Source organism: Pseudomonas fluorescens (assembly GCF_002837185.1).
Classification (GTDB): domain Bacteria; phylum Pseudomonadota; class Gammaproteobacteria; order Pseudomonadales; family Pseudomonadaceae; genus Aquipseudomonas; species Aquipseudomonas fluorescens_AM.
Map to the genome: position 1 here is coordinate 1 of NZ_KZ478023.1, position 16,951 is coordinate 16,951.

General features: G+C 58.8%; 15 protein-coding genes and 1 rRNA gene. 11 read left to right on the forward strand and 5 right to left on the reverse strand.

The window, feature by feature from the left end; all coding sequences use genetic code 11:
* Window positions 1-135 precede the first annotated feature (135 nt).
* Both rrf and CIB54_RS24095 read left to right on the forward strand, forming a co-directional pair.
* Window positions 136-251: ribosomal RNA gene (rrf, locus tag CIB54_RS24090) — 5S ribosomal RNA — on the forward strand.
* Window positions 252-638: 387 nt separating this feature from the next.
* Window positions 639-2,024 (forward strand): MFS transporter, encoded by a 1,386-nt coding sequence (locus CIB54_RS24095; RefSeq protein WP_101221167.1) that lies wholly within the window; start codon window positions 639-641, stop codon window positions 2,022-2,024.
* A gap of 58 nt (window positions 2,025-2,082) precedes the next feature.
* Here CIB54_RS24095 and CIB54_RS24100 read toward each other — a convergent pair whose 3' ends face one another.
* The 4 genes from CIB54_RS24100 to flgA form a co-directional block, all read right to left on the reverse strand.
* Window positions 2,083-2,832 carry a flagellar brake protein gene (locus tag CIB54_RS24100; protein ID WP_065951077.1) on the reverse strand — a complete coding sequence of 250 codons (750 nt, stop codon included), beginning with the start codon at window positions 2,830-2,832 and terminating at the stop codon, window positions 2,083-2,085.
* Between the two features lie 96 nt (window positions 2,833-2,928).
* Complete coding sequence (locus CIB54_RS24105) at window positions 2,929-3,399, reverse strand: flagellar protein FlgN (RefSeq protein WP_065951076.1); 471 nt, start codon at window positions 3,397-3,399, stop codon at window positions 2,929-2,931.
* 48 nt (window positions 3,400-3,447) lie between these two features.
* Window positions 3,448-3,765: a flagellar biosynthesis anti-sigma factor FlgM gene (flgM, locus tag CIB54_RS24110; RefSeq protein ID WP_065951075.1), complete on the reverse strand. Its 318-nt coding sequence runs from the start codon at window positions 3,763-3,765 to the stop codon at window positions 3,448-3,450.
* Between the two features lie 140 nt (window positions 3,766-3,905).
* Window positions 3,906-4,664 carry a flagellar basal body P-ring formation chaperone FlgA gene (flgA, locus tag CIB54_RS24115; RefSeq protein WP_065951074.1) on the reverse strand — a complete coding sequence of 253 codons (759 nt, stop codon included), beginning with the start codon at window positions 4,662-4,664 and terminating at the stop codon, window positions 3,906-3,908.
* Window positions 4,665-4,739: 75 nt separating this feature from the next.
* Here flgA and CIB54_RS24120 point away from each other — a divergent pair, with 75 nt between their 5' ends.
* The 7 genes from CIB54_RS24120 (at window position 4,740) to CIB54_RS24150 (ending at window position 11,005) form a co-directional block, all read left to right on the forward strand.
* Window positions 4,740-5,672 carry a chemotaxis protein CheV gene (locus tag CIB54_RS24120; RefSeq protein WP_065951073.1) on the forward strand — a complete coding sequence of 311 codons (933 nt, stop codon included), beginning with the start codon at window positions 4,740-4,742 and terminating at the stop codon, window positions 5,670-5,672.
* 43 nt (window positions 5,673-5,715) lie between these two features.
* On the forward strand, window positions 5,716-6,543 hold the full coding sequence (cheR, locus tag CIB54_RS24125; protein WP_057726452.1) for a protein-glutamate O-methyltransferase CheR: 828 nt from the start codon (window positions 5,716-5,718) through the stop codon (window positions 6,541-6,543).
* A 312-nt stretch (window positions 6,544-6,855) separates the two neighbouring features.
* Window positions 6,856-7,263, forward strand: a complete 408-nt coding sequence (gene flgB, locus CIB54_RS24130; protein ID WP_057726450.1) for a flagellar basal body rod protein FlgB — start codon at window positions 6,856-6,858, stop codon at window positions 7,261-7,263.
* A 3-nt stretch (window positions 7,264-7,266) separates the two neighbouring features.
* Entirely contained in the window at window positions 7,267-7,710 is a 444-nt protein-coding gene (flgC, locus tag CIB54_RS24135; RefSeq protein WP_024076985.1) for a flagellar basal body rod protein FlgC, read from the forward strand.
* A gap of 16 nt (window positions 7,711-7,726) precedes the next feature.
* Window positions 7,727-8,446 carry a flagellar hook assembly protein FlgD gene (flgD, locus tag CIB54_RS24140; protein ID WP_065951071.1) on the forward strand — a complete coding sequence of 240 codons (720 nt, stop codon included), beginning with the start codon at window positions 7,727-7,729 and terminating at the stop codon, window positions 8,444-8,446.
* Window positions 8,447-8,477: 31 nt separating this feature from the next.
* Complete coding sequence (gene flgE / locus CIB54_RS24145; RefSeq protein ID WP_101221168.1) at window positions 8,478-9,788, forward strand: flagellar hook protein FlgE; 1,311 nt, start codon at window positions 8,478-8,480, stop codon at window positions 9,786-9,788.
* Between the two features lie 173 nt (window positions 9,789-9,961).
* Complete coding sequence (locus CIB54_RS24150; protein ID WP_101221169.1) at window positions 9,962-11,005, forward strand: hypothetical protein; 1,044 nt, start codon at window positions 9,962-9,964, stop codon at window positions 11,003-11,005.
* 102 nt (window positions 11,006-11,107) lie between these two features.
* On the opposite strand, the gene CIB54_RS24155 is transcribed toward CIB54_RS24150, so the two are convergent.
* Complete coding sequence (locus tag CIB54_RS24155; protein WP_065951068.1) at window positions 11,108-13,999, reverse strand: ribonucleoside-diphosphate reductase subunit alpha; 2,892 nt, start codon at window positions 13,997-13,999, stop codon at window positions 11,108-11,110.
* A gap of 576 nt (window positions 14,000-14,575) precedes the next feature.
* On the opposite strand from CIB54_RS24155, the gene CIB54_RS24160 reads away from it, so the two are divergent.
* On the forward strand, window positions 14,576-15,301 hold the full coding sequence (locus tag CIB54_RS24160) for a response regulator (protein WP_101221170.1): 726 nt from the start codon (window positions 14,576-14,578) through the stop codon (window positions 15,299-15,301).
* On the forward strand, window positions 15,298-16,908 hold the full coding sequence (locus tag CIB54_RS24165) for an ATP-binding protein (protein WP_101221171.1): 1,611 nt from the start codon (window positions 15,298-15,300) through the stop codon (window positions 16,906-16,908). The genes CIB54_RS24160 and CIB54_RS24165 overlap by 4 nt, the downstream gene beginning before the upstream one ends.
* Window positions 16,909-16,951: the final 43 nt, after the last annotated feature.

Consider the following 16,951-nt stretch of genomic DNA (forward strand, 5'->3'; position numbering starts at 1 on the left):
ACTCTAACGAGCATCAGATTGCGGTGTGTGAAGACGAGATGAACCGAAAGTTCGACGCTCACAAAACACCGACAGCTGTCACATACCCAATTTGCTGAAGCGAGGCCACCAGGCCACGACTCAGTACCCGAATTTCTTGACGACCATAGAGCATTGGAACCACCTGATCCCATCCCGAACTCAGCAGTGAAACGATGCATCGCCGATGGTAGTGTGGGGTTTCCCCATGTGAGAGTAGGTCATCGTCAAGATTAAATTCCGAAACCCCAATTGCGAAAGCAGTTGGGGTTTTGTTTTGGGCGCTCGAAACACATTTGCTCAGCAGGCGCGAGATGGCTTGCATAGATCGCTAACGCTAGAGCGGCGTATCGAGCAGGCTCACCTATGGATCGCTCTATTCAGCGCTTTTATGGCAGATATCCAAACACCAGTCGAACCTTGCGCATGATCCAGGTTCACAGGTGGTGCGCTGTACATTTATCTCCACGCTATGTACCTCGCCGCCACGCGGTCAGTGTCTGAGCGGTTAAGCAAAATAATCCCCGGAAAAGGCTCTTGCCGCCTGTCCGGACTCGACCACCGCGGACTATCATGCGATAGCCCTGTCCCCTCACTGCAAGGAGCCGCTCGGAACGCCGATGCGCCAGATCTGGAAATCTTTTCGAGCCCTTTATTTCGCCTCCTTGATGATGCTGATCGGCTCCGGCCTGCTCAGTACGTATTTAGCCTTGCGATTGGCGGCCGACCATGTCGACAGCCTGTGGGTGGGTGCGCTCATGGCGGCCAACTACTTTGGCCTGGTGCTGGGCGGCAAGATCGGGCACCGCCTGATCGCTCGTGTCGGGCATATACGCGCCTACGCTACCTGCGCCGGGATCGTCGGCGCGGCTGTGCTGGGCCACGGTTTGATCGATTGGCTGCCTGCCTGGATCGTACTGCGGGTGATCGTGGGCCTGGGGATGATGTGCCAGTACATGGTCATTGAAAGCTGGCTCAATGAGCAGGCGGAGGCCAAGCAGCGTGGCGTAGTGTTCAGCGGCTATATGATCGCGTCCTACCTCGGTCTGGTGCTGGGCCAGCTGATACTGGTGATGCATCCCCATCTGGGGCTTGAACTGCTGATGCTGGTCGCGCTGTGCTTTGCCCTGTGCCTGGTGCCGGTGGCCATGACCCGACGTATTCACCCGGCGCCGCTGCATCCGGCGCCGATGGAGCCGCGTTTCTTTATCAAGCGCGTGCCACAGTCCCTCAGCACGGTGCTGGGGGCTGGACTGATCGTGGGCTCGTTCTACGGTCTCGCACCGCTTTATGCCTCACAGCAGGGGTTGACGACCGAGCAAGTCGGTTTGTTCATGGGGTCCTGCATTTTTGCTGGACTGCTCGTGCAGTGGCCCCTGGGCTGGTTGTCCGACCGCTATGACCGCGCATTGCTGATCCGCTGCTTTGCGTTGTGCCTGGCGGTGGCAGCATTGCCCTTGGCGATCATGACTCAGGTCCCTTTGGAAGTGCTGTTCGTGGCGGGCTTTTTTTGTTCACTTGTGCAGTTTTGTCTGTACCCGTTGGCTGTGGCTTTTTCCAACGACCATGTAGAAGGTGATCGCAGGGTATCGCTGACCGCCATGTTGCTGGTGACTTACGGCGTGGGTGCCAGTATCGGCCCGCTTCTGGCGGGTGTGGTGATGAAACTGTTCGGCAGCCAGATGCTGTACGCGTTTTTCAGCCTGTGTGCGCTGATCCTGGTATGGCGTATACGGCCGAAGGCGGTGACCAACTTGCATCAGGTAGACGATGCGCCGCTGCATCACGTGGCGATGCCTGACAGTATGTCCAGTTCGCCGTTGGTGGCCGCGCTTGACCCGCGGGTAGATGAACAGGTGGTACAGGAGCAGATGCAGGCCACTGTGCCTGAATCAGACCCCGAACCAGCCGTCGAACCAGCCGTCGACGAGCCGGCTGCCGAGATTGCGCCTGAGTCGACAGACCCGCAAGACCATCCCCATGACTTGAGCAGAGCGCGCCCCTGAACGAAAAACGGGCAGGTCCTGTCAGGAGCTGCCCGTTTTTTCCTTCAGCGTTCAAGGCTTAAAAGTCGTCGTCCTTGTCGAAGCGCCGAGCTTCGCGTTGCAGTTGATACACAAAGCGTTCTACCTGGCGCTGCACCAAACCGCTCATGTTATGAAAGCGCACGCCGGCAAAAGTGATGTTGATCCTGTCTTCGAAATGCAGGTAACGCAACTCGACAGCGGTCGTCATGTTGCCGAATGGCAGCGCGGCGATGAAGCGGTCGTAGACCTGCCCCAGTTGCAGGCGTTCGGCGATGTCGCCTTCAAAGCGCAATTTGCATCCAGTGGCGGAAATGTCGAGCAACTTGCCGTTGATCGGCGCCTTGAGCTTTTCGCCACCCAGTTCGATATTGACCAATTGCGCCAACTTCAGGGCAGCGCGGAATGCATCACGACGCTGATGATAGACCACCTCGCTGGGCATGCTGCCACTGTAGATACGGTGACCGTCCTTCTCGCTGATGCTCAGCGTGCCGTTACTGTCCCAGGCAACCCGGACGCCATCATGAAAACCTTCGATGCGGAAGGGTTCGCCATTTTCGAGGTGACGTTCACCGTCACGCGGAATCATTTCGTCCAGTACCAGCGTCTTGCTGTCCCGGTCGATGTCCACAAGGTAACTTTGGAAGCGTTGGCTGCGTTCGTGGAAAGTGATGATCAATGGATCATGGCTTTCCTGGAGCATCCGCAGCGTGCTGGCGATTTCCAAAGGTGTGGTAAGGACCTTGGGTGGCTGCGGTGCATCTTCCGCATTAAGGGTGTTGAACACGGTTGTTCCATCTCCAGGAAAATACGACTACACGCAAGAACCGGCATTTTGCCAGTATGTAGCGCACCTTGGATAGGCCGCGCTTTGGAACCGTTGTCAGGCTTGGCTGCGGGTGCTTGGCTTGACCAGGCGTGAAGTGGAACCTTGGGCGTTATACAGGGCCGGGGGCTCACCGCCGTGAAGAATACGTAACTGATTGGCCGTGGTGGCTTGCTGAAGCTGAATCGACTGGCCGTTGAGCAGGTTGGCTTCCTGGCACTGGGTGAGCAGGTGATTGAGCGCTTTGCTTTGCGTCAGCAACTGATCGCCGACCGAGGAATGACTTGCCAACTGTGCCAGGCCGTCGTGATCGGCAGGCAGGCCCAGGCTGATAAGAATCTCGCTGCGCTTCTTGCCGTGCTGTTCGAGCAGCACAATCAGCGACTGTTTGCGCGCGAGTATTTCTTCGAGCAAGGGCATATCCCGGCCATACAGGGCCAGGGACTCTTCTTTAAGCAGCTCGAGCAGTTGTTGCGTCGGCGCCAGATCATCAAGGATCAGTTGGAGCAAATGTTCGTCGTGGTGCATGGCTGGCCTTGGGTTTTAAGCGTCCAGAAGCCCAGCGCAGGCCTGTGCCTAGCGCTCGGCTTCGAAGTTAAGCAGCTTGCTGGCTACACGGTTGCTGTCGACTGTATAAGTGCCATCGGCGATGGCCTGTTTCAACTCCGCCACGCGGGCTTTGTTCACAATCGGCTGATCGCGCAGCGAGTCAGTGATCTTCTGCAACTGTTGAGCCTCATTGCTCAGGTGTACCGATTCCCCACTCTGGCTCGCGCTCGCCTGTTCTGCCTTGGCGGGCAGGGGTTTGGCTTCAACACTGTCCTTGGCACCGCTGGTGCGCGTATTGCCCGGCAAGGGCTGGGTGCTGTTTAAACGATTGAAATCAATGACCATGATAAAAAACCTCTGGGTATGTGGACGCTTGCCATGTTTTCGGCAATACCCGGACAAACTTTAGGCGCGAATGACAATAAATCTCCGCACGGAACATTCCATGCACAGTGTAGGAAAACCTAGCGCCCCATACCAGTAATCTATAACGCTACCTCGACCTGGCCAGGGGCCGTCACCCGCGCCTTGATCACGCGGTTGGAGTTGAGGTTCTTGACGCGAATCTGCTCGCTCATGCCGCCGTTGGACAGCGCTTCCCCAGGCATTCTCACGTTCAAACCGCCGCTGCTGGCGGAAATCACTACCTGGTCACCTTTACGAATGACCTCGGCCTGCTCCAGATGCACCAGGGTAATCACCTGATCGGTGACCACTGGTCGGGTGAGCCGCTGCCCGATCGCCTGGTCCAGGGAGGTCAGGTAACCCTGATTGATCAAGCTGATATCCCGTTCACGCAGTGCGACATCGTCATAGCCGATGATGCCGGTGCGCTTCAACGGTCGCGCCACCACGACAACGTCGCGGAACAATTTGACTTGAGCCGGCACAAAAACAGTCCAGGGCGAGGCGCCTTCACAGCGTACTTTTACGGTGACACGGCCAATGGGCTGGGCCGGGCTTTCCAGGGTGGCTGTCAATTCCTTGTCACACATCGGCATGCGCAGGCGCGGGTCCAACGAGTTGACCTGGATCTCATAGCGGCCCGGTGTCTGGGTGGTCTCCAGATAATCTTCTACAGTGTATTCAAGAAAGCCCTGGGTGACGCCGATAAGGAGATCAGGCAGGGTGACGTTGTCGGCGCGGGCCGTGACGCCCCAGACAAGCAGCGCCATCGCGGCGCAGAGCAATCTGCGATACTTTGAGCGGCAAGCGCGTCGGGAAACTGTCGTTTTAATATCCATAGCCAACCAAATAGCAAAGCTCGTGCCGTTTAGTGTTGGGTACGCATCGTACCTCTGGGATTTAGGAGTCTGGGCATGGCAGGTGTAATGGATTCAGTAAACCAGCGCACGCAGCTGGTAGGGCAGAATCGCCTGGAGTTGTTGCTTTTTCGCCTGGACGGCAAGCAGCTGTACGGCATCAACGTGTTTAAAGTGCGTGAAGTGCTGCAGTGTCCCAAGCTGACGATCATGCCCAAGTCCAGTCCGGTGGTGTGCGGCGTGGCCAATATCCGCGGCGCGACCATCCCCATTCTTGACTTGGCAATGGCCACCGGCTCCGCCGGTTTGCAGGACCGCCAGAGCCCGTTCGTGATCATTACCGAGTACAACACCAAGACCCAGGGGTTTCTGGTGCGCTCGGTGGAACGTATCGTCAATATGAACTGGGAAGAGATTCATCCGCCGCCCAAGGGCACCGGGCGCGATCATTACCTGACGGCGGTGACGCGGGTGGATAACCAGTTGGTGGAAATCATCGACGTGGAGAAAATCCTCGCCGAAGTCGCGCCCACCTCGGAAACGATTTCCGTTGGGGTAGTGGATGCCGAGACGGCACACAAGGCGGTATCCCTGCGCGTGTTGACCGTGGATGACTCCTCTGTCGCGCGCAAGCAGGTCACGCGTTGCCTGCAAACCGTCGGCGTGGACGTGGTAGCCCTCAATGACGGTCGCCAAGCCCTGGATTACCTGCGCAAGTTGGTGGACGAGGGCAAGAAGCCAGAAGAAGAATTCCTGATGATGATTTCCGACATTGAAATGCCGGAAATGGACGGATACACCCTCACGGCGGAAATACGCAACGATCCACGCATGCAAAAATTGCACATCATCCTGCATACTTCGTTGTCGGGGGTATTCAATCAGGCCATGGTCAAGAAGGTCGGTGCAGATGACTTTCTGGCCAAATTCCGGCCTGATGACCTCGCATCCCGGGTAGTCGACCGGATCAAGGCAGCAGATCACGGCTAGGGGCATTTCTCCTGGCGGTCACACGATTTAAGAGGCGGTACCATTGTCTACGGGTAATTTGGATTTCGAACAGTTCCGGGTCTTCCTGGAAAAAGCCTGTGGCATATTGCTTGGTGAAAACAAGCAGTACCTGGTATCCAGCCGTCTCAACAAGCTGATGGAGCAGCAGGGCATAAAATCCCTGGGTGAGTTGGTTCAGCGGATCCAGGGGCAGCCGCGCAGCGGGCTCAAGGAGATGGTGGTCGATGCCATGACCACCAACGAAACGTTATGGTTTCGCGATACCTACCCCTTTGAGGTGCTCAAGAACAAAGTGCTGCCGGAAGCCATCAAGGCCAGCCCGGGTCAGCGCCTGCGTATCTGGTCGGCGGCATGCTCCTCGGGACAGGAACCCTATTCGATCTCCATGTCCATCGACGAGTTCGAGCGGACCAACATGGGCCAGCTGAAAGCCGGCGCGCAAATTGTGGCGACGGACCTGTCCGGCAGTATGCTCACCAACTGCAAGACCGGTGAGTACGACAGCCTGGCCCTGGGCCGAGGCCTGTCCCAGGAACGCTTGCAGCGCTACTTTGACCCGAAAGGGGCAGGGCGCTGGGCGATCAAGGCGCCGATCAAGAGCCGCGTCGAGTTCCGCTCGTTCAACTTGCTCGACAGCTACGCCAGCCTGGGCAAGTTCGACATGGTGTTCTGCCGCAACGTGCTGATCTACTTCTCGGCCGAAGTGAAGAAGGACATCCTCTTGCGCATCCATGGCACGCTCAAGCGCGGCGGGTATCTATTCCTCGGCGCTTCGGAAGCCTTGAACGGCTTGCCGGATCACTACCAGATGGTGCAGTGCAGCCCGGGAATCATCTACCAGGCCAAATAACAACGTTTACCCGGTAAAAAATGTGGGAGGGGGCTTGCCCCCGATGGCGGTGGGTCAGTCAGCTATTCATGACATGACACACCGCTATCGGGAGCAAGCCCCCTCCCACATTCGTTTCGCGGCAATTTCAACGGTAGCGGCAATCCTTCCATTGCCGCTTTACTGGCGCCACGCGGAAAGCACTTGCCGCTTTTCTGGCATTGCCGCCGGCAATTCCCCTGCGAGCCCTTGATATACGGGGCTTGGTTACATTGGCATGCACCTTGCTATAACCCTGCTAACGAACAGCAGGTCAGCCAAAAGGTTTCCGCCATGAGCATCAGCTTCGATAAAGCGCTCGGTATCCACGAACAAGCCCTGGGCTTCCGCGCCCAGCGTGCCGAAGTCCTGGCCAACAACATTGCCAACGCCGACACCCCGAACTACAAGGCTCGGGATCTGGATTTCTCCGCCGTGCTCGCCGCACAGCAGGATAAAACCAAAAACGGCACCTTCGCCTTGAACATGACCAACAGCCGTCATATTGAAGCGCAAGGCTTGAGCAGTGGTGATGAGTCGCTGCTGTATCGCACGCCGATGCAGCCGTCGATCGACCAGAACACCGTCGATGCTCAACTGGAACAATCGAACTACGCCGAGAACTCGGTGAACTTCCAGGCCAGCTTCACCCTGCTCAACAGCAAATTCAAAGGGCTGATGTCAGCCCTGCGTGGAGAATAAGCCATGTCCCTGTCCAGTGTTTTCAATATTGCCGGCAGTGGCATGAGCGCGCAGACCACGCGTTTGAACACCGTCGCCAGTAACATCGCCAACGCCGAGACCGTGTCTTCGAGCATTGACCAGACTTACCGCGCCCGTCATCCGGTGTTCGCCACCATGTTCCAGGGCGGCCAGAGCGGCGGCAGTGATTCGCTGTTCCAGAACCAGGATGCCGCCGGGCAAGGCGTGCAGGTGCTGGGTGTGGTCGAAGACCAGAGCAACCTCGAAGCGCGTTACGAGCCGAACCATCCGGCTGCGAACGAAAAGGGTTATGTCTACTACCCCAACGTCAACGTGGTCGAGGAGATGGCCGACATGATTTCCGCCAGTCGTTCGTTCCAGACCAACGCGGAAATGATGAACACCGCCAAAACCATGATGCAGAAGGTCCTGACCCTGGGTCAGTGATAAGGGGCGCCGAATAATGGCCATCGTTGATACGTCGAACAACACGGCAGTCCAGGACCTGTTCAACTCCAAGGTCAAGGACGCGTCAAACAATGTAGCGAATGTTTCCAAGGCTGCCACCGGCAACCAGGCATTGGGCAAGGATGCATTCCTGCAACTGCTGGTTACCCAGCTGAAAAACCAGAACCCGTTGTCGCCACAGGATAACGGTGCGTTCGTGGCCCAGTTGGCGCAGTTCAGCAGCCTGGAAGGCATCAACACCCTGAACGACTCGGTAAACAACATATCGAGCAACTTCAGCTCGTCGCAGGCGCTGCAGGCTTCGTCGCTGGTGGGACGTTCGATCATCACCCAGACCGACAAGGCACTGGTCGATACCAGCAAGAGCATGACCGGTTCGGTGGCGGTGACGGCGGCGACGGGCAATGTCTCGATCAAGATCACCGACAAGGACGGCAACGTGGTGCGCACCCTCGATATGGGCGCCCAGAGCGCGGGTTCGTCGGACTTTATCTGGGATGGCAAGAACGACAAAGGTGAAGTTGCTCCAGCCGGCACATACACCTTCGCGGCTTCCACCAAGAACGACAAGGGTGACGCGGTGGCCCTGGCCACTTCGCTGCCGGCAACGGTAACCAGCGTGACGCTGAGCAAGACCGGTGGCGAAATGCTGCTCAACCTTGCAGGCGGCATGGGCAGCGTCAAGCTGTCGCAAATTCAGACTATCGGTACATAGAGCCGGCTAACGACGGCAGAGGGAGAGAAACATGTCTTTTAATATCGGCCTTAGCGGCCTCTATGCGGCCAACAAACAACTGGACGTGACCGGCAACAACATCGCCAACGTTGCGACCACTGGCTTCAAGTCGTCCCGTGCGGAATTCGCGGACATCTACGCGGCGTCCAAACTGGGCACCGGGCAGAACAGCATCGGCAATGGTGTGAACTTGGCGGCGGTGTCGCAGCAATTCACCCAAGGTGACGTGAATGGCAGCGGCGGCATTCTGGACATGGCGATCCAGGGTGGCGGCTTCTTCGTGCAGAAGGGCAGTGACGGTTCGCTGGAATACACCCGCAGCGGTGCGTTCCGTGCCGACAAAGACGGCTACATCACCAACAACACCGGTACCTCGCGCCTGCAAGGTTACGCGGCGGATGATGACGGAAAAATCATCAAGGGCGGCCTGACCGACCTGCAACTGAACTTGACGAACTTGCCGCCCAAGGCCTCCACCAAAGTGGATTCCACCAGTAACCTGAACTCCTCGGAGCCGGTGATCGATCAAACGGCCAAGCCATTCGATCCCACCAAGACCGATACCTTCACCACGCAATACAGCACCACCTTGTACGATTCCCAGGGCAACGCTCACCCGATGGTGCAGTACCTGGTGAAAACCGACGGCAACAAGTGGAATGCCTACACCCTGATCGACGGTCGCAACCCTGACGGTTCTGCCCCGACGGGCACTCCATCGACGCCACCTGTGGCGTCGACCCTGACCTTCGATGGCGCAGGCAAGCTCACCAGCGTGGTGACCGGTGGTGTATCCGATAAGACCCTTACCGTTGCCGGCTGGGTCCCGGGTACGGTGACCAATGGCGTGTGGAAGGCTAACGGTGCGGACGCCAACCCAGGTGGAATTGCGGTCAACATGGCCAACATTACCCAGTACAACTCGGCCACCTACCGTAACCCTCCGGTGACCGATGGCTATGCCACCGGCCAGATCACCGGCCTGAAGATCGACGGCAGCGGCGTGATGTTCGCCACCTTCAGCAATCAGCAAAGCAAGGCCATCGGCCAGATCTCGCTGGCCAGCTTCAACAACGAACAAGGCCTGCAACCTGCCGGCAGCACCACCTGGAAAGAGACCTTCGCTTCGGGCCAACCGGGTTACGACACCCCGCAAGCCGGTACCCTGGGCTCGATCGTGGCGAACTCCCTGGAGAACTCCAACGTCAACCTGACCAATGAGTTGGTGGACCTGATCAAGGCCCAGAGCAACTACCAGGCTAACGCGAAGACCATCTCCACCCAGAGCACCATCATGCAGACCATCATTCAGATGACCTGATGCGCCGGCGTTCGACAGGAAGCCCCTCTTAAGAGGGGCTTTTTTTTGGGTGTAAGAAAACAGTCTGATGCGTATCAGGTTACCCATTGAAATGCAGGAGAAAGGAACGCGGTATCCCCGTTCTACCACTGATCGGCCAGAACCTGAGAGGTTCACCAATCAAGGGGACGGATATGTGGAGTTCAGGTGTTTTCGGGCCCGGTGTTGCAAACGCAGGGTTTGGGCGGCAGCAGGTGCGTGGGGAGTCGACCCCGGTCACGCCAGGCGCTGAAGTGATCGCGGCCAAGCAGTTGCTGAGCGACATGTTCGATGCGCAGCAAACCGGCAAGACGCAAGCGGTGCAAGACGCGCGCGATAAATTGAACGCGCTGCGCGAGCAACTCGGTGATGAAAAATTCAAAGAGGTTCTTAACGGGCTCATTGACGACGCTGATGACAAGTATCTCGAGTTTCTTCGGCGGTTGTTGAAGGAGTTGTATCCCGATGAAGATGTAACGCCACCCGCGCCATCACCCACGCCGCCTCGTGGCGGTGGTGGCGGAGGCGGAGGCGGAGGAGTCAGTCCGGGCGGGTTCGGCCCCAGCGAGTCCATGAGTAACAAGCCGATTACCGAAGGCTCAAAGCATTTTCACTACACGCCTGACAAGAGCAATCCTGGGAAAAAACCCGAGAATATCTGGAGTGGTTTCAGCCAAGGACCTGATGGAAACTGCATCACCGTTTCCGCCATAAAGGCCTCAATGATGCAGTTCGGTCAAAAACCCACAGACGTCTTCAAGGACGTCAAGGAGACGAGCAAGGGCTATAACGTCACGATGCGAGATGGTTTCAAGCTCTCATTGACCAAAGATGAGTTGATGCAGGCTGCGACACACGCTCGTTTCCAGGGCGATGACCCAGCGATGATGACAGATGCCAACTTTATGTACGCTGCGAGTGCCAAGCGGGCGCAGATGGAAAACAATGATGGCACCGCCGGTCGCAGTTTCCAGGCTGCGATGGATAGCCTCAATGACGGTGAGTCTCCTCGTGAAGGTCTCGATCGCCTGGGTCTGAAAGGTCACTACAGGCCGGCCACGGATACCGATCTGAGAAGCAGCAAGGTGGGGACGGTGGAGTACGGCGGTCATTCGATGGCCGTGCTCAACGGTCGAATTGAATTGTGGGGAAAACGCGGCGGTGTGCCTCAGTCGGGCATCGCGACCGTGTTGTTCTAAGTCCCATACCCGTTGTTTTGGACTAAAAAAAGCCCCCGATACACCATGAGTGTATCGGGGGCTTTTCAGCCTTGGGCGGTTAAACCCAGGCGTGGGGTCAGCTTACTGGCAAGCCTCACAATCCGGCTCATCAATCGCACAAGCCTTCGGCACTGGCGCAGGTCCGGCTGGCGCGGCGAGTACCGAATCATCACCATGGTTGCCGCTGGATACAGCGTTCAGCTTGCCGGTGTTGATGGTCGACTTCTCGGTGCTGGTCGCGGCCAGGGCGCGGAGGTAGTAAGTGGTTTTCAGGCCACGGTACCAGGCCATGCGGTAGGTCACGTCCAGCTTCTTGCCCGAAGCGCCGGCAATGTAGAGGTTCAGCGACTGTGCCTGGTCGATCCACTTCTGACGACGGCTGGCAGCGTCAACGATCCACTTGGTATCCACTTCGAAGGCTGTCGCGTAGAGCTCTTTGAGTTCTTGCGGGATGCGTTCGATCTGTTGCACGGAACCGTCGTAGTACTTCAGGTCGTTGATCATGACCGAGTCCCACAGGCCACGGGCCTTCAGGTCGCGGACCAGGTAAGGGTTGATCACGGTGAACTCGCCCGACAGGTTCGATTTCACATACAGGTTCTGGTAGGTCGGTTCGATCGACTGCGACACGCCGGTGATGTTGGCGATGGTCGCGGTCGGTGCGATGGCCATGATGTTGGAGTTACGAATGCCTTTCTGCACACGGGCACGTACCGGCGCCCAGTCCAGGGATTCGTTCAGGTCAACGTCGATGTACTTCTGGCCACGCTGCTCGATCAGGATCTGTTGCGAATCCAGCGGCAGGATGCCCTTGGACCACAGCGAACCCTGGAACGTCTCGTAGGCGCCGCGCTCGTCGGCCAGGTCGCAGGAAGCCTGGATCGCGTAGTAGCTGACCGCTTCCATGGACTTGTCGGCGAACTCGACCGCAGCATCGGAACCGTAGGGAATGTGCTGCAGGTACAAGGCGTCCTGGAAGCCCATGATGCCCAGGCCGACCGGACGGTGCTTGAAGTTGGAGTTCTGCGCCTGTGGCACCGAGTAGTAGTTGATGTCGATGACGTTATCGAGCATGCGTACGGCGGTGTTGACAGTGCGTTCCAGCTTGGCGGTGTCCAGCTTGCCGTTGACGATGTGGTTCGGCAGGTTGATCGAGCCCAGGTTGCAGACCGCGATCTCGTCCTTGTTGGTGTTCAAGGTGATCTCGGTGCACAGGTTCGAGCTGTGGACCACGCCTACGTGCTGCTGCGGGCTGCGCAGGTTGCACGGGTCCTTGAAGGTCAGCCATGGGTGGCCGGTTTCGAACAGCATCGACAGCATCTTGCGCCACAGGTCTTTGGCCTGGATGGTCTTGAACAGCTTGATCTTGCCAGGGTACTGGGCCAGGGCTTCGTAGTACTCGTAGCGCTCTTCGAAGGCCTTGCCGGTCAGGTCGTGCAGGTCCGGTACTTCGGACGGCGAGAACAGCGTCCACTGGCCGTCATCGAAGACACGCTTCATGAACAGGTCAGGGATCCAGTTGGCGGTGTTCATGTCGTGGGTACGACGACGATCGTCACCGGTGTTCTTGCGCAGCTCGATGAACTCTTCAATGTCCATGTGCCAGGTTTCCAGGTAGGCACATACAGCGCCTTTGCGCTTGCCACCCTGGTTCACGGCAACGGCGGTGTCGTTCACCACTTTCAGGAACGGCACGACGCCCTGGGATTTACCATTGGTGCCCTTGATGTACGAACCCAGTGCACGCACCGGCGTCCAGTCATTGCCCAGGCCGCCGGCGAATTTGGACAACATGGCGTTGTCGTGGATCGCGTGGTAGATGCCCGACAGGTCATCCGGCACGGTGGTCAGGTAGCAGCTCGACAACTGTGGACGCAGGGTGCCGGCGTTGAACAGGGTCGGGGTCGACGACATGTAGTCAAAGGAGGACAACAGGTTGTAGAACTCGATCGCACGGTCTTCCTTGTGCTTCTCTTCGATCGCCAGGCCCATGGCCACGCGCATGAAGAACACTTGCGGCAGTTCGAAGCGGATCCCGTCCTTGTGGATGAAGTAACGGTCGTACAGGGTTTGCAGGCCCAGGTAGGTGAACTGCTGGTCGCGCTCGTGGTTGATCGCCTTGCCGAGTTTTTCCAGGTCGAAGGTGGCCAGGATCGGGTTGAGCAATTCGAATTCGATACCCTTGGCGATGTAAGCAGGCAGGGCCTTGGCGTACAGGTCGGCCATCTCGTGGTGGGTGGCGCTGTCGGCCACGCCCAGGAAGCCCAGGCCTTCGGCGCGCAGGGTGTCCATCAGCAGGCGCGCGGTGACGAACGAGTAGTTCGGCTCGCGTTCAACCAGGGTACGGGCGGTCATCACCAGGGCGGTGTTGACGTCGGTCAGGGCCACGCCGTCGTACAGGTTCTTCAGGGTTTCGCGCTGGATCAGGTCACCGTCGACTTCTTCCAGGCCTTCGCAGGCCTCGGTGATGATGGTGTTCAGGCGGCCCAGATCCAGTGGCGCAAAGCTGCCATCGGCCAGGGTGATGCGGATCGACGGGTGCGCTTGCACGGCTTCGGCGGATGGCGCGTGCACGGCACGTTCCTTGGCGCGCGAATCGCGGTAGATCACGTAGTCACGGGCAACTTTCTGCTCGCCGGCACGCATCAGGGCCAGTTCGACCTGGTCCTGGATTTCTTCGATGTGGATAGTGCCGCCCGATGGCATGCGACGCTTGAAGGTCGCGGTGACCTGTTCGGTCAGGCGGGCAACGGTGTCGTGGATGCGCGACGAAGCAGCAGCGGTGCCGCCTTCAACTGCAAGAAACGCTTTGGTGATGGCGACGGTGATTTTGTCATCGGTGTAAGGAACGACAGTGCCGTTACGCTTGATCACGCGCAATTGGCCAGGTGCGGTGGCGGACAGATCCATAGTCGAATCGGCGGCCTGCGGCACGGAGCCCTGCGGGTTCTCGCGAGTTGTGTCGGTTTGCATGGGGGGTTGTCTCCACGTTCTATATTTGATTGCGAGTGCCAGGCTTTCCTGCAACACCCGTACCGTTTTCCATGTCTTTGGATGAAAAACAGCTGCCATCCGCGTGAGCGGTTTGGTCTACTGAAAATCGGTTGGTTCCACGCTGCGCCAGCAATAAAACGCTTGAATTTCGAGCCGCTTATGTGGTTGGACGCTTTTCGCTAAAACCCTACATGTAGGGTCTCTTGAAGTGCCGAGGTACAAGATAATGCGTTTTACGGGTGTTAGCAACGCACTAACCTGTGGATAACACTGTGAGTAAAATGTGTAAGAAAGGTTGAAGGGGCGTGTAGGCCGCATTACTGCTGGATTGCGCCGTTTGTCATTAAATGTTTCGAGCCCAAAACAAGGTGGCGGTTTTCGAAGGGCGCGAACCCTATCACAAAAAAACGCCATGGCCGAATGGATTTCCCGGCTTGTGCTTATGGGTTGGCCAGTGGCTACAATCGACCCTCGTTATGCCTGCAACACATGACAAACAGGCTGTGCCTGGACCGTATCGGCCAGAAGAATTTCCTATAACAATGAGGACACCCCATGGCACAGGATCCCTGGCAGATATTGATCGTCGAGGATGACCAACGCTTGGCCGAGCTGACCCGCGAATACCTGGAGAGCAACGGCCTGCGGGTGTCGGTGGAGAACGACGGTGCCGTGGCGGCCGCGCGCATTATCGCCGAGCAGCCTGACCTGGTGATCCTCGACCTGATGCTGCCCGGCGAAGACGGCCTGAGCATCTGTCGCAAGGTGCGCCAGCGCTATGACGGCGTCATCCTGATGCTCACTGCGCGCACCGACGACATGGACCAGGTGCAGGGCCTGGACATGGGCGCCGATGACTACGTGTGCAAACCCGTGCGTCCGCGCCTGTTGCTGGCACGTATCCAGGCCCTGCTGCGGCGCAGCGAACCGGTGCCAGCGGTTGCGGTGGAGCACCAGCGGCGCCTGCAATTCGGCCCGCTGGTGGTGGACAATGCCTTGCGCGAGGCCTGGCTGCACCAAGGTGGCATCGAACTGACCAGTGCCGAGTTCGACCTGCTGTGGCTGTTGGTGGCCAATGCGGGGCGCATTCTTTCGCGCGAAGAAATTTTCATCGCCCTGCGCGGCGTCGGTTACGACGGCCAGGACCGTTCGATTGATGTGCGCATTTCACGAATTCGCCCCAAGATCGGCGATGACCCGATCCACCCACGCCTGATCAAGACCATCCGCAGCAAAGGCTACCTGTTCGTGCCCGAAGCTGCTGCCGACATGCCACTGTGAACTCGATCTTCCTGCGCATCTACGGCGGCATGTGCGCCGCGCTGATCCTGGTCGCGCTGCTGGGTGTGCTGGCCCTGCACTTGCTCAACGATGTGCGCAGCGACCAATACCGCGAGCGCCTGGCCCATGGCACTTTCGCGCTGATGGGCGACAATCTGCAGCCCATGAGCGCCATCGAGCGCCAGCGCGCATTGGCCGTGTGGGAGCGATTGCTGGGCATACCGCTGCAGTTGCGCACCTTCACTGACGCACAGCTGGACATGCGCCAGCGCAAGCGCCTGCAACGTGGCCAGGTCCTGGTGGAGCAGACGGGGCCCCATGCTGCGCGGGTATTGCGGCTGGTCAGTGAACAGGAGCAATGGGTGCTCACCGGCGAAGTGCAGCAGATCAGCGAGCAATTGGCCCGCGCTACTATTTACCTGCTGGCCGACGAACTGGTGCGGTTTCCGGTGGCCGAGCAGCCGCAACGTTTGGCCGACCTCAAGCAGGCAAAAGGTTTTGGTTTCGAGATGCACCTGATGACCCTCGACCAGGCCGATATGGACGACGACCAGCGCCGTCGCGTGGCCGAAGGCGATACGGTGATGGCCCTGGGCAAAGGCGGTGATTCGATCCGTGTGTTTGCCGGCATGGTCGGCACGCCGTGGGTGCTGGAGATCGGCCCGCTGTATCAAATGAACCCGTACCCGGCGCAATGGTTGATCCTGATTACGTTGATCGGCCTGACCCTGATCGGTCTGATCGTCTACCTGTTGGTGCGCCAGCTCGAGCGCCGACTCAAGGGGCTGGAGGCAGCGGCCACGCGTATCGCCAAGGGCAACCTGGAGGTTCGCGTACCGGCGCGAGGCGTCGATTCGGTGGGGCGGTTGGCGGCGGCGTTCAACGGCATGGCCGAGCACTTGCAGCAATTGCTGGCGATTCAGCGTGAGCTGGTACGCGCCGTCTCCCATGAGCTACGCACGCCGGTGGCGCGCCTGCGCTTCGGCCTGGAGATGCTGGGCGACGCCACCACCCCCGAGGCCCGGCGCAAATACCTGGAGGGCATGGACGGCGATATCCAGGACCTCGATGGCCTGGTCGATGAGATGCTCACCTACGCGCGCCTGGAGCAGGGCGCGCCGGCGTTGGACTTCCAGCGCGTCGACCTCGATGCGTTGCTCGACCAGGTGATCGGCGAATTGTCGCCACTGCGCCCGCAGGTCAGCGTCACCCGGGGGATTGGTCCGTCACCGGCGCATCGGGCGGACGCCTGGGTCGATGCCGAACCCCGCTACCTGCATCGCGCGCTGCAGAACCTGGTCAGTAATGCCATGCGCCACGCCAGGAGCCAGGTACTGATCAGTTATCAGGTAGGGCAGGTGCGGTGCCGTATCGACGTGGAAGACGATGGTCCCGGCGTACCGGAAAGTGCCTGGGAACGGGTGTTCACCCCGTTCCTGCGCCTGGACGACAGCCGCACCCGCGCCTCGGGCGGGCACGGCCTGGGCTTGTCGATCGTGCGGCGGATTATCTATTGGCATGGCGGGCGGGCGTTGATCAGTAAGAGCAACAACCTGGGCGGGGCGTGTTTCAGCCTGAGTTGGCCCAGAGAACAGGGAAAACCCTGACACCGCTATCGGGAGCAAGCCCCCTCCCACAGGGGAATGCAGT

Coding starts and splice junctions, on each gene's coding strand:
- flgC (WP_024076985.1), top strand. CDS start 7,267: ATGTCCCTGTCCAGTGTTTTCAATATTGCCGGCAGTGGCATGAGCGCG.
- flgM (WP_065951075.1), bottom strand. CDS start 3,765: ATGGTCATTGATTTCAATCGTTTAAACAGCACCCAGCCCTTGCCGGGC.
- CIB54_RS24120 (WP_065951073.1), top strand. CDS start 4,740: ATGGCAGGTGTAATGGATTCAGTAAACCAGCGCACGCAGCTGGTAGGG.
- CIB54_RS24160 (WP_101221170.1), top strand. CDS start 14,576: ATGGCACAGGATCCCTGGCAGATATTGATCGTCGAGGATGACCAACGC.
- flgA (WP_065951074.1), bottom strand. CDS start 4,664: ATGGATATTAAAACGACAGTTTCCCGACGCGCTTGCCGCTCAAAGTAT.
- flgE (WP_101221168.1), top strand. CDS start 8,478: ATGTCTTTTAATATCGGCCTTAGCGGCCTCTATGCGGCCAACAAACAA.
- flgD (WP_065951071.1), top strand. CDS start 7,727: ATGGCCATCGTTGATACGTCGAACAACACGGCAGTCCAGGACCTGTTC.
- CIB54_RS24150 (WP_101221169.1), top strand. CDS start 9,962: ATGTGGAGTTCAGGTGTTTTCGGGCCCGGTGTTGCAAACGCAGGGTTT.
- flgB (WP_057726450.1), top strand. CDS start 6,856: ATGAGCATCAGCTTCGATAAAGCGCTCGGTATCCACGAACAAGCCCTG.
- CIB54_RS24105 (WP_065951076.1), bottom strand. CDS start 3,399: ATGCACCACGACGAACATTTGCTCCAACTGATCCTTGATGATCTGGCG.
- CIB54_RS24095 (WP_101221167.1), top strand. CDS start 639: ATGCGCCAGATCTGGAAATCTTTTCGAGCCCTTTATTTCGCCTCCTTG.
- CIB54_RS24155 (WP_065951068.1), bottom strand. CDS start 13,999: ATGCAAACCGACACAACTCGCGAGAACCCGCAGGGCTCCGTGCCGCAG.